This is a genomic window from Chryseobacterium indologenes, from assembly GCF_001295265.1.
Lineage (GTDB): Bacteria > Bacteroidota > Bacteroidia > Flavobacteriales > Weeksellaceae > Chryseobacterium > Chryseobacterium indologenes_A.
On record NZ_LJOD01000001.1, the window covers coordinates 879004 to 893068 of the forward strand.

Genomic DNA, 14065 nt, shown 5'->3' on the forward strand with positions numbered 1-14065 from the left:
TCATCAGGAAGAAATTTTTGCCCTTGAGTACTGATGCGGGAAAAAGCATTCTTCTTTCATTTCAAAAGCGCCATGTATTGCGATGTAAGGATTTCTTAAGATCTCTCTGGCTACAAATATCAGATCTGCATCTCCTTTCTGAAGAATGTCCTCCGCCTGACCCGGTGTGGTAATTAATCCCACAGCACCTGTTTTTACATCTGCCCCATTCCTTACCTGGGAAGAGAAGGGAACCTGGTATCCGTTAAAAACTGAAATCTTTGCCCCATGAATATTTCCTCCGCTGGAAACATCTATAAGGTCAACGGAATGTTCTTTTAACACTTTACTGAGTTGTACACTGTCTTCGATATTCCAGCCATTTTCTGCGTATTCTGTTCCGGAAATTCTGACAAAAAGAGCGGTATTTCCGTCCAGTTCTTCATTAACAGCGTCTACAATCTCTATTAAAAACCGAATTCTGTTTTCAAAACTTCCTCCGTATTCATCTGTTCTTATGTTGGAAAGCGGGGACAGAAACTGATGGATCAGATATCCGTGGGCTCCGTGGATTTCAATGATATCAAAACCTGCCTTTACTGCTCTTTTTGCGGCTTCTTTAAAATTCTGAACCTGCTGCTTAACCTCATCTGTGGTCAATACATGAGGAATCCGTTCATCCGGGTGATAAGGGATCGGGCTTGGAGCCAATGTTTCCCAGCCTTCTTCAAGAGAAATCTGCTGATTATTCCATGTTGACCCTTTTCTTCCTGCGTGAGCCAGCTGAATTCCTATTTTACTTTCAGAACGGGTATGAACAAAATTAACGATTTTTTGAAGCTGGTCTGCCTGTTCATCGTTCCATATTCCCATACATTTGTTGGTAATCCTTCCTTTGGGCTCTACTCCGGTAGCTTCTACCATAAGCAATCCTGTTCCGCCTTGTGCCCTGCTGCCATAATGTACGAAATGAAAGTCATTGGCAAGCCCGTTTTCAGAGGAATACATACACATGGGTGACATTACCCAACGGTTTTTTATTTCAATATTTCTGAATTTTATTGGTGTATACAGCATTTTATCTTATTGAATTTCAAGTTAATGATCTAATGAACAAAAAATATTGCCCACCTGATGAAAAAGAACTAATTTTAGCCCCCCTTTTTTAGTCGTACAATATATGAAAAAAGACCTACAGATCAGTTACGAGTATTTTAAAAACAGCAGTGAACTGAACGATATTGAGAAAAAATTATTCGAAAAAGCCAAGGAGGCCCGCGAAAATGCCTACGCGCCTTACTCCCAGTTTCTGGTAGGATGTTCCGTACTTCTTGAAAACGGAGAAATCTACTCGGGCAATAACCAGGAGAATGCAGCATTCCCTTCCGGATTATGTGCAGAAAGAACGACTCTTTTCTGGGTAGCCGCCAATTTTCCGAATGTTAAAATAGAAAAGATCTTTGTAGTAGGCGGTCCTAAGGAATTTCACGAAAAGAATCCTCCGATCCCGCCGTGTGGGGCCTGCCGCCAGAGCCTAATAGAATTTGAAACCAAACAGAACGAGAATATCGACCTTTATTTTTCAAGTATGAATGAAGAGGTTTTTAAGGTACGAGCAATCAAAGATCTGCTTCCGTTTTATTTTGACTCTTCGTTTTTGTAAACTGGTAAGAAATTGGATACGGATTTAATAAATATAAATAAAGATTTCAAAATCTGAACCGGGGGTATATTCTTACTGTTTTATTTTTGCCACGAATTCACTTATAAAATATCTGTGTCCGTGGCAATAAAACTTTTAAACTACAAAATATTTTGTTGCTTTAATCTTAAAGTTACGAAGCTGCCGAGCAACCTTCTGCAATATCAGCTCTTAAAATAATTGACCACAATATAAAAACAGCTGAAAATATCAGACCTTAAAAACACGATAATAATTAAAATCCTTGCAGCATCACACTAAACCAACAAAAAATTTACAAAATTCACCGAATCAATAAGAGCAATATCCATTATCTTTTCATCTTTCTGTGCTGTTGTCTAATACATTTAAAAACTTATCTTTGCAAAAATTTTGGTTTCCAGCCTATTGGAAATAATAGGGAATTGGGTGAGAATCCCAAACTGTCCCCGCAACTGTAAATCGCAATGAGAGTTTCTGCAAAAAAACCACTGTTTATAATGGGAAGGTGCAGAGCGCGAAAGTCAGGAGACCTGCCAGAATACTAACTAAAAACCACTTGCTTTCGGAGGAAAAGTAAAATTAGTATGGATATAAAAAGATCTTTATTACTGCTTTGTTCATCATATGGCAGCTTTCTTTTGGGACAGGAGAAGGCCATTGATACCATTTATGTGTTCGATAACCAGATGAGTAAAGTCAAACTGTTTCATCATGTGAATACGATTACTCCTACAGATATTGAGAAAAATTCCACCAGTCTTTCCGAGCTTTTACGGTTCCAGTCACAGATTTATATGAAAGAGAATGGCCGTGGTGCTGTTTCTTCGCCTTCTTTCAGAGGGACAAGTGCGGGACATACGGCTTTTGTATGGAATGGAATCAACATCAATTCTGTTTTTTTAGGACAGGGGGATGTGAATAATATTCCGCTTTATGGTTATGATCAGCTTGAAGTAAAAGCAGGAGGAGGAAGTGTGCAGTATGGTAGTTCTGCTATTGGGGGAAGTATTCACCTTAATAATAACCTTGAATTCAACAGGGGATTTGGGGCATCTTTATATTCGGAGGCTGCTTCTTTCGGGACTTATAATAATTTTGTCAAAGCTTCTTACAGCAATGAAAAATTCAGCTTCAAAGCATCAGGCAGCTATGTGATCAGTGAAAATAATTATAAGGTTCCTGAATTTGTAACGGGAAGTTCTCCTTATAATAATCTCAACGGGAAATATTATAATACAGCCTTTAATATAGGGGCTTCTTATAAGATTGCAGACCATCAGACCCTTTCATGGCAGAACCAGATCTTCGATGCATCCCAGCACTACCCTATTTTTGAGCCCAACGGAAATAAGACCAAATACAACGCCCAGACTTTAAGAAGTCTTCTTTCCTGGGATATTAATACGACGAATCTTTCCAATAGTTTAAAAGCTGCTTACACGGAAGATAATTTTCAGTATTTCGGAGATATTACCCGCCCGAAAACAAGCGGTGCCGAAGGAAAAAATTATATATTCAAGAACGATTTCAATTATTTTATCACTCCTAAAATCAATATTAATGCGATTGGGGAGTTCCAGGTTAATAAAGGGGAAGGTTATGAATCCGGACTGGGTAACATCAGTCGTAATGTAGGAGCTATTGCAGGACTTGTGAGATATTTTGCAACAAAGGATCTTCGTTTTGAAGCCGGAGTAAAGCAGAATTTCATTGAGGATATTTCGTCTCCGCTTCTGTATTCTTTTTCAGGAAAATGGAATGCTTTACCATGGTATCATACGGGGGTAAGTTTTTCTAAAAACTTCAGATTTCCTTCATTTAATGATCTTTACTGGCAGCCTGGCGGAAACCGTGATTTAAGACCGGAAACGTCCATCAATATCGATATGAACCATGAGTTCATCTTTGGTGATTTTAATGTTACCCTGAGTCCTTATTATATGGATATTAAGGATTATATCAACTGGCTGCCTACTCCTTACGGATACTGGGGAGCTTTTAATACCTACAAGGTTGAATCTTACGGTCTGGAAACCCAGGCCTCATATCATAAAAATTGGGGCAGACACGGGCTAAAGCTGAATGCTGGTTATACCTATTCAAAATCGGTAAATAAAGAAACCCGGAAACAGATGATGTATGTTCCTTTTCACAAAGCTAACGGAACAGCCGAATATCAATATGATTTTCTTAAAGTATATGTACAGGGTCTTTTCAATGGTCTGACTTACACCAGCACGGATGAAAGCAAAGCAACGTCACTTGATCCTTATTTCATACTCAACGCCGGGGTTTCCGCAACACTTCTGAAAAAATATACGTTAGGAGTTAAAGTCAATAATCTTACTGATACTGTGTATCAGACGGTATACTATTATCCGATGCCTAAAAGAAACTACAGTATTTACGCAACTATAAACTTTTAAAAACTGAAAAATATTATGAAACTACACAAACTTTTATCCCTTTTTTTTGCTTTAACCCTGCTTTTGGGTATTTCTTCCTGTAGCAGTGATAATGATGAGCCTGAAGCATTCTACGGAAACGGCTTTCTGATTGCTAATGAAGGTAAATTTCAGTCTCCAACAGCAGAAGTAACATTTCTGAGCGCAGATCTTAACACACAAACGGACAATATTTTCTCTTCCAGCAATGGCGGGATAAAGCTTGGTGATGTTCTTCAAACCATTGCTTTCAACGGAGACAATGCCTATCTTCTGTTAAATAACTCCAACAGAATCCAGATTGTTAACCGTAGTAATTTTAAAGTTAAAACTGAAATTACAGCAGAACTTACTGCTCCCCGTTATATGGCTTTTGCCAATAACAGCATTTATGTAACCAATGATAAATACGGAGGCGATAAATATGTAAGTGTGTATAGAATATCAGATAATGCTTTCATCAAAAAAATTCCTGTTACCGCCGGTGCTGCGGAAAGAATTGTGGAGGCAGGAAATAAGATTTTTGTACAGAATGCATCTTACGGATACGGAAATAAGATCACTTATATCAATACTTTCACGAATGAGGTTCAGGATGTTATTGAACTTCCTAACGGAAATATTACTAAGATGATTGCCAACAACCAGGATGTTTATGCTATTGCTGCAAGTGCAACAGATTCGTATATTTATCAGATCTCCAATACCGGATCTGTGACAAAGACCACCACTTTAACAGGTATTGCAGATGCAAAGAACCTGGAGATTTCAAACGGTAAGTTTTATTTCAGCTCAGGAACTAAGGTATACGCAATGGATATGAACGCTACAACGGCTCCTGCTTCACCTTTATTTACGGTTGCCAGCAGTGTTGATCCTTATTCTGATCTTTACGGGTTCAGTGTTATCAATGATAAGATTTTCACTTCCGACTCCAATGGATTTACAGCGGGAAGCAAAATCGTTATTTATTCTGCTGTTTCAGGAACAATTATCAAGACATTGACGGGTGGATTAGGTTCTAACGCAGTATATCGTAACTAAAAAAATTCTACTTCGGTAGTATTATAAATTTTATTTTTTTTCATCATTTGTGTTTTTTTTCCGGCCGCTTCTCCGAAGCGGCCGGATTTTTTATCTTCTTGCCTTAAAGTACGAAACGAAGGAATCACAGCTGCTCATCATATCGGAATAATGATCACTGTAATTACTCGCCAGATCCTGGTAATATCTATTGTTCTGAAGCCTTTCTTCTTCATATCCTTCAGGAGCATAGAAATAATCTACAGCTTCATCCTGCTTAAAATCCAGCTTATAATTTTCACATCGGCCCTGCATTCTCAGGCAGAGTGCTTTGAACTTTTCTGTTCTGGCATGTTCAAGAGCTTTTCCGTAATAAAATTTGGCAAGATCCGCGGTATTGAACTCTTCATTGTCTTCACGGATGGAAAAGTTTCCGGAAGAGCTAAGGCTGTATCTTTTCATCATCCAGGCATTTCCGTACTGTGACATATTGTAATAGCAGTTGGCCACTAAAAAATAATAGTAATCCCGGTCTTTTTCACTGGTATTTTCTGCCCTGCCGATATATTCTATCAGCTTTCGGGTAATGCTGATTTTATTAAGTCTGAATTTTTCTTTTTTATCAATAAAATCAGGAGTATATCTGAGTTCATAGAAAGGATTTTCCGAAAATATTTTTCCGGCCACCTTATTATCTTCTCTTTCTCTTTCCCAAAGTACAGCCTGTCCGTCAAAATAATCCTCACCAAGTTTCTGAAAAACAGCAAGGGCAGGCTGAAGCTTATTTTCACGAATGTATTTGGTTCCCAGCAGATCGTAAAGTTCATTAACCTTAAACTGCTTTAAGGGATGGTATTCCCGGTAAAAGGGATCTTCACTTTTATGGAGTGTTTCTGCTTTGCTGAGGAAACTCTTCAGCTGTCGGGAGGTATACACTGCATCAAAGTAATCAAAATAATCTGCATAATAATCTGTAAACGTCTTTTTAGTGTTTTTGAGAGATTTATAGTAAACAGAAGAGTAGTCGTTCTGATGTCTTGTGTCCAATGAAACGTATAAAAGGGCGGCATCATCGGTATTTCCCAGATATTCCAGTTCTCGGCCCAAAGCAAAAATAAAATACATGTTGTATTTGTTTCTGAGCAGGATCTTTTTTGTTTCTTCCGGAATTATAGCTTTTCCGGGCTCCTGTCGGGCAAAAAGGTTCAGGGCTTTGATCAGTTCCAGATTTTCCCGTATTTCACTGTTTACCGGAAGGATTTTTTCAAGTCCCGTAATTTCTTCAAGGCTGCCTGAGTAATTTCGGGTCATAAGCATGAGTTCAGCTTTTACAAATCTCCAGAATTCCGGGTTTTCTACTTTGGAAAAATCTGCAGCTTTGATAAATTCCAGAACTTTTCCGGCATATTCGCGGTCTGTTTCAGTTCTTTGTAAAATTCTTTGTATGGACTCCTCTTCGGGATCATTATCGCTGGTGAAGTAATTTTGTCGTATAGCTGGTTCAAACAGGGAATAATAAGGGGTATAAATCCAGTCTTCCAATTTGCTGGTTTCTCTTAGAAGCAGAAAACTCAGGCCTTCAGCTCCGGCGTCTACAGCATACATTTTTTTCAGGTTCTCCAGATTTTTTTCCGGATTGTAAATTCCGTACATGAGAAGAACTGCCGATTTTTCAGCGTTATTTTTCGCATATTTCAGAGTTTCTTCCTGAGGAAGTCTGGAAACAAAAAGCTGCCATGCCACAAAACGTTTTGCAGGAGACAGCGTAAACACTTTTGCAAGATAAAGGTTCTTTAATCCCGGATTGTCTTCTGAAACTGCTTTAAAGTAAAGAGCCCAGACATCAATAACCGTATCTGTTTTATCTACAGAGAAATATTGATCGTAAATTTGATTAAGGGTTTTCATGTCTCCCTGATAAAATGCCAGTCTTACTGCCAGGAAAGCGTATCTTTTCCTGATTTCCATATTCCGGCTGCTTCTGGCAAAGGACACCGCTTTTTCAATCAGATCTTTTCTCTTTATTCTGGCAATACTGTCATTCCTTTCCCATGGATCATCCTGCCAGGTATTGAAATATTCACAGTTTTTGGCGAACTTCAGATAATTCAGGGCTTCGGTGTTTTTTTGTTTATAAAGATATTTCAGGAAGCCATTCTTCCTGTCCGGCCGGATATCAGAATAGCTGTAATTATTAAGAACATCTTCTATATCTTCCAGGGATACTTTATTTCCGCAGTATTTTTTCCAGAGTTCTTCATTATCACGGTTGTCTGCTCCCATTTCCGGTTCTGCAGTAAAGCTTAATGCCGAATAATAAAACGAGGCATAGTTCCGGTAAGAGAAATTCTTCGGATTTAAAAAGGAAAACCTCACATCCTCACCATAAGGGTAATATCCACAGGCCGTAATGATGCTACTTAGCAAAACGGCTATAAAAACGGCTAATTTCTTCATCGGTGTAGTTGTTTAACTGGTTTTCGTCTAAATGGAACAAGGTTACGGTGATATTCTTATCGAATTTTACGTGCTTTTTAATCAGGTCTATAGCCTGATTGATCTTATCTGCGGTTATTTCCTCATATTTTATTTTGTCACCGACCCTCAGATAAGTCTGGTAATCCACTGCGGTATCCTTAGTTACTTCATACCACATTGGCTTTATGGTTTTCAGGCTTTTTTTAAGCTGATTTCCGTTGTATATAATTCCTGTAAAACGGTTGTTCTGATAGATCTGCATCCAGGAATATACAGGCAGGGCAATGTCCAGGTGCAGAGGATATTTTTTGGAACTGCGCAGATAGCTTTCCAGTTCTTTCAGATCAAGAATCGAGTTCTTTGACTTGTCTTCAAACGGATTGATGAGGTTATAACACATCAGGGTTACTTTGTCTACCGGAGGAATGCCCATTTTACCGGGGTATTTGTATGGATAAAGCCGAAGGGTGGCAGAAATCTGCTTTTTGGAAACCGGCTTCAGTTTTTTAAGGAAATAGAAATAGTTATTCTTCGTAGATTCTGTCCAGTCACAATCGATCTGAATTTCTGAAACCTGCAGTGAATCTATTTTTTCCCGTGCATATTTATCAACAAGATAGTTGACATTATCTGCCAACTGATCCAGTTCCTTTTCACTGCTTTTCTGAAAAACAATATTCTTAATATAGACCACCGGAATAATACTGTAGCCGGCTTTTTCTCCATTGCAACAGGAATAGTAACTAAAATTGGTTTTGGAAACCGGAAAGTTTCCCATTGCTTCACTGTAATCTACTTCAAAGAATTTCACATACAGCTTTTTGATCTCATGATTTTTCAGAATTTCTTTTTCTTTTTCAGAAAAGGAATACCCGTCTGATTTCCAATAGTAGAAAGCTTTTTCAACAGACTCTACCTTGTTTTCACAAGAAAGAAGACCAAGAACCAGGATAAGGAGCAGGAACGTATTTTTCACCTGTAGATTGTTTTAAAAATGATACACTGTTGAATAGAAATGTTTTACAAATGTAATTACAAAACCCATTCAAAAGTGTATCATTTCAATCTATTATTGATAAAAAATTACGGTTTTTTAGGAATTTATTTTCAACTGATCTGAAGTCCCAGTTTTTCGGCTTCAGCAATGACAAATTTTTCAGCTTCTTCTTTATTGTTAGGGATTTCACCTTCCAGAATGGCTTCTTTTACTTTTTCTTTAAGAATACCTATTTCACGGCCGGGTTTAAGATCAAACATTTTCATGATCTCCTCTCCGGTAATCGGTGGCTGGAAGTTTCTTACCTGATCTTTTTCTTCCACTTCCCTGATCTTAACTGCCACATATTCAAAGTTTCTTTTGAACCTCTCCTGCTTTTTAGAGTTTTTGGTAGTGATATCGGCTTTGCAAAGGGTGAAAAGGTCTTCCAGATTTTCTCCGGCATCAAACAGCAGTCTTCTTAATGCAGAATCTGAGGCATCATCCGTAATCAGTGCAATAGGGCGGGATGAAAGCTTAACCATTTTCTGAACATATTTCATATCGCTTCCTAATGGCAGCTTCAGCCTTTGGAAAAGAGTTTTCACCATTTTCGAGCCTAAAAATTCGTGCCCGTGAAAGGTCCATCCTGTTCCTTCTACAAATTTTTTCGTAGGTGCTTTTCCAATATCATGCAGAAGTGCCGACCAGCGCAACCAGAGATTATCTGTATTTTCAGAGATATTGTCTACAACTTCCAGGGTATGATAAAAATTGTCTTTGTGCGTCTGACCTTCCACCTCTTCTACTCCTTTCAGTTCAATAAGTTCAGGGATGATAAGCTTTAAGAGGCCTGTCTGTTCCATTAATCTTAGTCCTACAGACGGCTTTTCAGACATCATGATCTTATTGAATTCCACCATAATCCTCTCCATGGAAACAATTTTGATTCTTTCGGCTTCCTGTTTTATGGCTTCTAAGGAGTTTTCCTCAACTTTAAAATTCAGAGTAGAGGCAAAACGTATTGCTCTCATCATCCTCAAAGGATCATCTGAGTAGGTTTGGGCAGGTTCCAGAGGTGTTCTTAAGGTTTCTCTTTCCAGATCACCAATCCCGTCAAAAGGATCTACCAATTCACCGAAGTTATCTTTGTTTAAAGAAATTGCCATGGCATTGATGGTAAAATCCCTTCTTTTCTGGTCATCTTCAAGCGTTCCTCCTTCCACTTCCGGTTTACGGCTGTTTTCGGTGTAACTTTCTTTACGGGCTCCTACAAATTCCAGCTCAAGATCTTTGTATTTGATCATGGCTGTCCCGTAGGTTTTGAAAACGGAAACCTTTAATTTGGGGTCAAGATCCCGGGCAACCGTCTGTGCCAGCTCAATACCGTTTTGCTCTGTTACAAAATCAATATCGGTAGATGCTTTTCTTTTCATTAAAAGATCACGGACATATCCCCCGACGATGTACACCGACTGGTTATTTTTTTCCGCAGCATCAGAAATTATTTTGAATAATTTTAAATTTTTATTTTGGGTAAGATTAATTTTCATCGTTTATACAATAGCTCATACCTATTCTACCTCAGCTTTCGCCCTGCTAGTTATAATGAGCATACATTTTGTTAATTTTTTCTTCTTCATTAAAAAACATGACTTCAACTGCATATTTATCCATAACAGACTTGTAAAACAAAGCTACTGAATTAACACCCGCTGTAGACTGAATGAGCTCAAAATGAAGTTCCGGAAATTTTTCCAGTGCTTTTTTCCAGTATTCACGAACCGCTTCTTTTCCTTTCAGTGTACTTTCCTTTCCGCCGGTAGCCATGGCAATCATTGGTGTACTGATCTCAATATCTTCAGCATAATGGGATAAAATATGATCCAGGTCGTGGGAATTCCAGGCGCATATCCATTCTTCTGCAAATCTTTGGTGGTTCATGGTGCAATATTTATCAGTTGAAGTTCTGCAAAGATAGAATTAAAAAAAGAAATCCTGCCAATGCGTATTGGCAAGACTTTAAAACCTTCATTATTTTGTGCCAGTTTATTCCCGTAACACTTTTATCCTGTTATCATTCCAGATCTTGATTACAGAAGATCCTGAGTATTTTGAAACTTTCTCACGATCCTCTTCTACCGCATAGTCCACCAGGCTGATAATCTCCGGTGAAATATCCGAAAATTTCAAAGGGCTCTTATCTCCGCTGAAATTGGCTGAAGTTGATACCAAAGGCTTATTCAGTTTTGTAATCAGTTTTTTACAGAATTCATTTTTTACCAGCCTGATCCCAATGCTGCCATCTTCCGCGAGCAGTTCTTTCGGCAATCCCCTCGGGTTCTCATAAACAATGGTTACCGGTTTTTCACTCAGGTCAATAATTTCCCAGGCCATTTCCGGAACATCTACCAGATCCTGAAGTCTCTTTTCAGATTCTACCAGGATAATCATGGACTTGTTTTTCTCCCGTTTTTTAATGTCAAAAATTTTGTTAACGGCTTCTATATTGGTTGCATCACAGCCAATTCCCCAAATGGTATCTGTAGGATAAAGAATTGTTCCGCCGGATTTTAGTATTTCAATGATATGTTCCATAATTCTGTAAAATTCAAACCGAGGATAAAGGTAGAGAATCTGTGGGTTTCAGGCCAAATTTAATTTGGAAAATTGGCTTGGAATATTGTTTTTGCTTTGGATGGTTATCTTTTGTTTAAACGGGCTGACGCCCGTTTAAAATAGATGTATTATTTCCTTTATTTTCAATACCGATTATAATGCCGGCAAATATCTTTCCTTGATAATATTCAGGTGATGATAGTTGTGTCCTACAACCAGTTTTCCTATTGTTTCTACAGAAACTTCGTTTCCGTTAGCAATACCGGTATTTTTTAAAACAGATGGTTCGAAGGTTTCTATCATAATCTGTGAGGATTTCCGTACCAGTTCATATTCTTCCAGCAGGGATTTCAGGGTTCTTTTATCCGCATAAGAATTATTGGCGTATAATTCTTCATCAAAACCCGGAAGTGAAGCTTTTTCACCTCTCGCAAAAGCCAGTATTCTGTATTGAAATACTCTTTCGCTATCTGTTAAGTGCAGTAAAAGTTCTTTTAAGGACCATTTTCCTTCGGCATAGGCAAAGTGAGACTGCTCTTCCGTAAGGCCTGAATACAGTGCAATGGTTTCCTCTCCTGATTTTTTTAATGCTTCCAGCCAGTCTTCTGCCGGAATCTGATCCAAATATCTTTGAACGTATTTTTGAAAATCTGTCATATTTTGTTTTTTATTATGTTCATTAAAAGCATTTTAAGTTAAGTTACAGGCTAACATCATTACTCATTACCTATTACTCACCTATGGTATTGGTCCATTCGTAGAAATTCACAGTATCATATATTTTGAAACCGCAGGATGGATAAAGCCGGTTTCCTGCATCGTTTGATTTTCCGGTTTCAAGGAGCATTCCACAGGCATTTGATGACCTGCACAAATCCTTGGCTGCTTCTATCAGTTCTTTGGAATAGCCTTTTCCTCTGTGGCTTTCATTCACATAAAGATCATTCAACAGCCAGTAGCGCTGCATTCTTGTAGAGGAAAATATAGGATACAGCTGAACAAATCCGGTTAATACCCCACTATTTTCTGCGACAAAAATTTCAGAATCGTTGTTCTGAATTCTTTCTTTTATGAAATTTTCTGCGGCAGGAATATCAGATTCTTTATGGTAAAAAATCCTGTATTGGTCAAACAGTGCTGATAACTGTTCAAGATCTTCAGACGTGGCTTTTCTTGTATTTTTCATATTTAATCCTGTGAGGGTTGGTCTTTCATACAAAAAGAGAGTTTCAGCGAACTGACCCTCTCTTTTTTGATATTTATTTTAAGAAAATGCTTTTTCCAGATCTGCAATCAGATCCTCTGCATCTTCAATTCCTACGCTTAAACGAACAAGGTCATCTGTGATACCCAGTTCTGCACGTTTTTCAGCCGGAATGGAAGCATGGGTCATCAAAGCAGGGTGATTGGCAAGGGATTCTACTCCTCCCAAAGATTCAGCCAGTGTAAACACTCTTACTTTTTCAAGGAATTTAACGGCATCTTCTTTTTTACCTGATTTGAACGTGAAAGAAACCATACCTCCGGATTCTTTCATCTGTGACTTCGCCAGCTCATACTGAGGGTGAGATTCCAGTCCCGGATAGATTACTTTATCCACAGCAGGATGAGTTTCCAGATATTTAGCTACGGCAAGTCCGTTATCCGAATGTCTCTGCATTCTTAATGCCAGTGTTTTGATTCCTCTTAAAACCAGATAAGAATCGTGAGGGCCTAAGATACCTCCACTTGCAAACTGGATAAAGTGAAGTTTTTCTCCCAGTTCAGCATCTTTGGCAATAAGTGCTCCGGCGATTACATCTGAATGCCCTCCCAGGTATTTTGTAGCGGAATGCATTACAATGTCTGCTCCTAAATCAATAGGTCTCTGAATATAAGGAGTAGCGAAAGTATTGTCAACAGCAACCAGAATATCTTTTCCTTTTGCCATGTCAACAACCGCTTTGATATCTACTAACTTCATCAGCGGATTGGTAGGTGTTTCCACCCAGATCAGCTTTGTTTTATCGGTAATAACATCAGCAATTTTAGAAACATCGTCAAAATTCACAAACGTGAATTTCAGCTGGTATTTCTCGAAAAGTCTTGTAAACATCCTGTAAGTTCCACCATAAAGATCATCTACAGCAATCACTTCATCACCGGGGTTTAACAGTTTTAGAACACAGTCTATAGCTGCAAGACCGGATCCGAAAGCAAGACCTCTCGCTCCGTTTTCAATGCTTGCCAGAGAGTCTTCCAAAGCCTGTCTTGTAGGATTGGCTGCTCTTGAATATTCATATCCGGAATGTACCCCCGGGCTTTTCTGTGCAAAGGTAGAGGTTAAAAATACAGGTACGTTTACTGAACCTGTAGCAGACTCGTGATGCTGCCCTCCGTGAATTACTTTTGTATTAAAATTCATATGTATATAATTTGAAAATTTGAAAATGCGTTAATTTGAAAATGAAGCAGAAACGGATCTGCATTCTGAATTGTAATTATTCTATCAAAATCAACCCTTTTTCAAACTGTTTTACATTTTGATCGCTGATTTTACCGCGAATTCTTCTGCCATCTGCTCAATCCATTGGGCAACATCCTCCTCACCTGTTGCTCTCTGATAGGTATTTCCCAAAGAGACTAAGATCTGGTGAATAAACATCTTCATCTGGTCTACCGGCATTTCTTTTGTCCAAAGATCGATTCTTAAAGCTTCCATCGCCTTATCATCCCATACGGAAATCATGGTTGCTTTGGTTTCTTCCTTTTCTACCCCGCCATCCTGAGCGTTCCACGTAATATTTTCAGGAATGTGGTTTTCATCCAGCTCTACATCTATCGTAATCTGAGTTTTTCTCATATCAATCTAAAATTTTTCCG

General features: G+C 38.5%; 13 protein-coding genes and 1 riboswitch. Of the genes, 3 read left to right on the top strand and 10 right to left on the bottom strand.

Annotated features, from left to right (window positions below; all coding sequences use genetic code 11):
• Nucleotides 1–3 precede the first annotated feature (3 nt).
• A complete protein-coding gene (gene namA / locus AOB46_RS03965; protein ID WP_062696725.1) occupies nucleotides 4–1056 on the bottom strand; it encodes an NADPH dehydrogenase NamA in 1053 nt (350 codons plus the stop codon).
• A gap of 103 nt (nucleotides 1057–1159) precedes the next feature.
• Here namA and AOB46_RS03970 point away from each other — a divergent pair, with 103 nt between their 5' ends.
• From AOB46_RS03970 to AOB46_RS03980, 3 genes are all read left to right on the top strand, one after another.
• The gene (locus AOB46_RS03970; protein ID WP_062696726.1) at nucleotides 1160–1642 is read left to right on the top strand and encodes a cytidine deaminase; all 483 of its coding nucleotides are present in this window, start codon (nucleotides 1160–1162) and stop codon (nucleotides 1640–1642) included.
• A gap of 395 nt (nucleotides 1643–2037) precedes the next feature.
• Nucleotides 2038–2216, top strand: a riboswitch (cobalamin riboswitch).
• A 31-nt stretch (nucleotides 2217–2247) separates the two neighbouring features.
• Nucleotides 2248–4089, top strand: coding sequence for a TonB-dependent receptor plug domain-containing protein (locus tag AOB46_RS03975; RefSeq protein ID WP_062696727.1), 1842 nt, complete (start codon nucleotides 2248–2250; stop codon nucleotides 4087–4089).
• A 15-nt stretch (nucleotides 4090–4104) separates the two neighbouring features.
• Nucleotides 4105–5151, top strand: a complete 1047-nt coding sequence (locus AOB46_RS03980; RefSeq protein ID WP_062696728.1) for a YncE family protein — start codon at nucleotides 4105–4107, stop codon at nucleotides 5149–5151.
• A 90-nt stretch (nucleotides 5152–5241) separates the two neighbouring features.
• On the opposite strand, the gene AOB46_RS03985 is transcribed toward AOB46_RS03980, so the two are convergent.
• The 9 genes from AOB46_RS03985 to gldC all read right to left on the bottom strand — a co-directional run bounded on the left by AOB46_RS03985 (nucleotide 5242) and on the right by gldC (nucleotide 14045).
• Nucleotides 5242–7587, bottom strand: a complete 2346-nt coding sequence (locus tag AOB46_RS03985) for a hypothetical protein (RefSeq protein WP_062696729.1) — start codon at nucleotides 7585–7587, stop codon at nucleotides 5242–5244.
• Complete coding sequence (locus AOB46_RS03990) at nucleotides 7547–8584, bottom strand: hypothetical protein (protein WP_062696730.1); 1038 nt, start codon at nucleotides 8582–8584, stop codon at nucleotides 7547–7549. Before AOB46_RS03990 ends, AOB46_RS03985 begins: the two co-directional genes overlap by 41 nt.
• Before the next feature lie 131 nt (nucleotides 8585–8715).
• Nucleotides 8716–10137, bottom strand: coding sequence for a CCA tRNA nucleotidyltransferase (locus tag AOB46_RS03995; protein WP_062696731.1), 1422 nt, complete (start codon nucleotides 10135–10137; stop codon nucleotides 8716–8718).
• 46 nt (nucleotides 10138–10183) lie between these two features.
• Nucleotides 10184–10528 carry a nuclear transport factor 2 family protein gene (locus AOB46_RS04000; protein ID WP_062696732.1) on the bottom strand — a complete coding sequence of 115 codons (345 nt, stop codon included), beginning with the start codon at nucleotides 10526–10528 and terminating at the stop codon, nucleotides 10184–10186.
• Between the two features lie 105 nt (nucleotides 10529–10633).
• Nucleotides 10634–11182: an L-threonylcarbamoyladenylate synthase gene (locus AOB46_RS04005; RefSeq protein ID WP_062696733.1), complete on the bottom strand. Its 549-nt coding sequence runs from the start codon at nucleotides 11180–11182 to the stop codon at nucleotides 10634–10636.
• Between the two features lie 174 nt (nucleotides 11183–11356).
• Nucleotides 11357–11860, bottom strand: coding sequence for a DinB family protein (locus tag AOB46_RS04010; protein WP_062696734.1), 504 nt, complete (start codon nucleotides 11858–11860; stop codon nucleotides 11357–11359).
• Between the two features lie 73 nt (nucleotides 11861–11933).
• Nucleotides 11934–12389, bottom strand: coding sequence for a GNAT family N-acetyltransferase (locus AOB46_RS04015; RefSeq protein ID WP_062696735.1), 456 nt, complete (start codon nucleotides 12387–12389; stop codon nucleotides 11934–11936).
• A gap of 78 nt (nucleotides 12390–12467) precedes the next feature.
• On the bottom strand, nucleotides 12468–13607 hold the full coding sequence (locus tag AOB46_RS04020) for a cystathionine gamma-synthase (protein ID WP_062696736.1): 1140 nt from the start codon (nucleotides 13605–13607) through the stop codon (nucleotides 12468–12470).
• A 111-nt stretch (nucleotides 13608–13718) separates the two neighbouring features.
• Entirely contained in the window at nucleotides 13719–14045 is a 327-nt protein-coding gene (gldC, locus tag AOB46_RS04025; RefSeq protein WP_062696737.1) for a gliding motility protein GldC, read from the bottom strand.
• Nucleotides 14046–14065 lie beyond the last annotated feature (20 nt).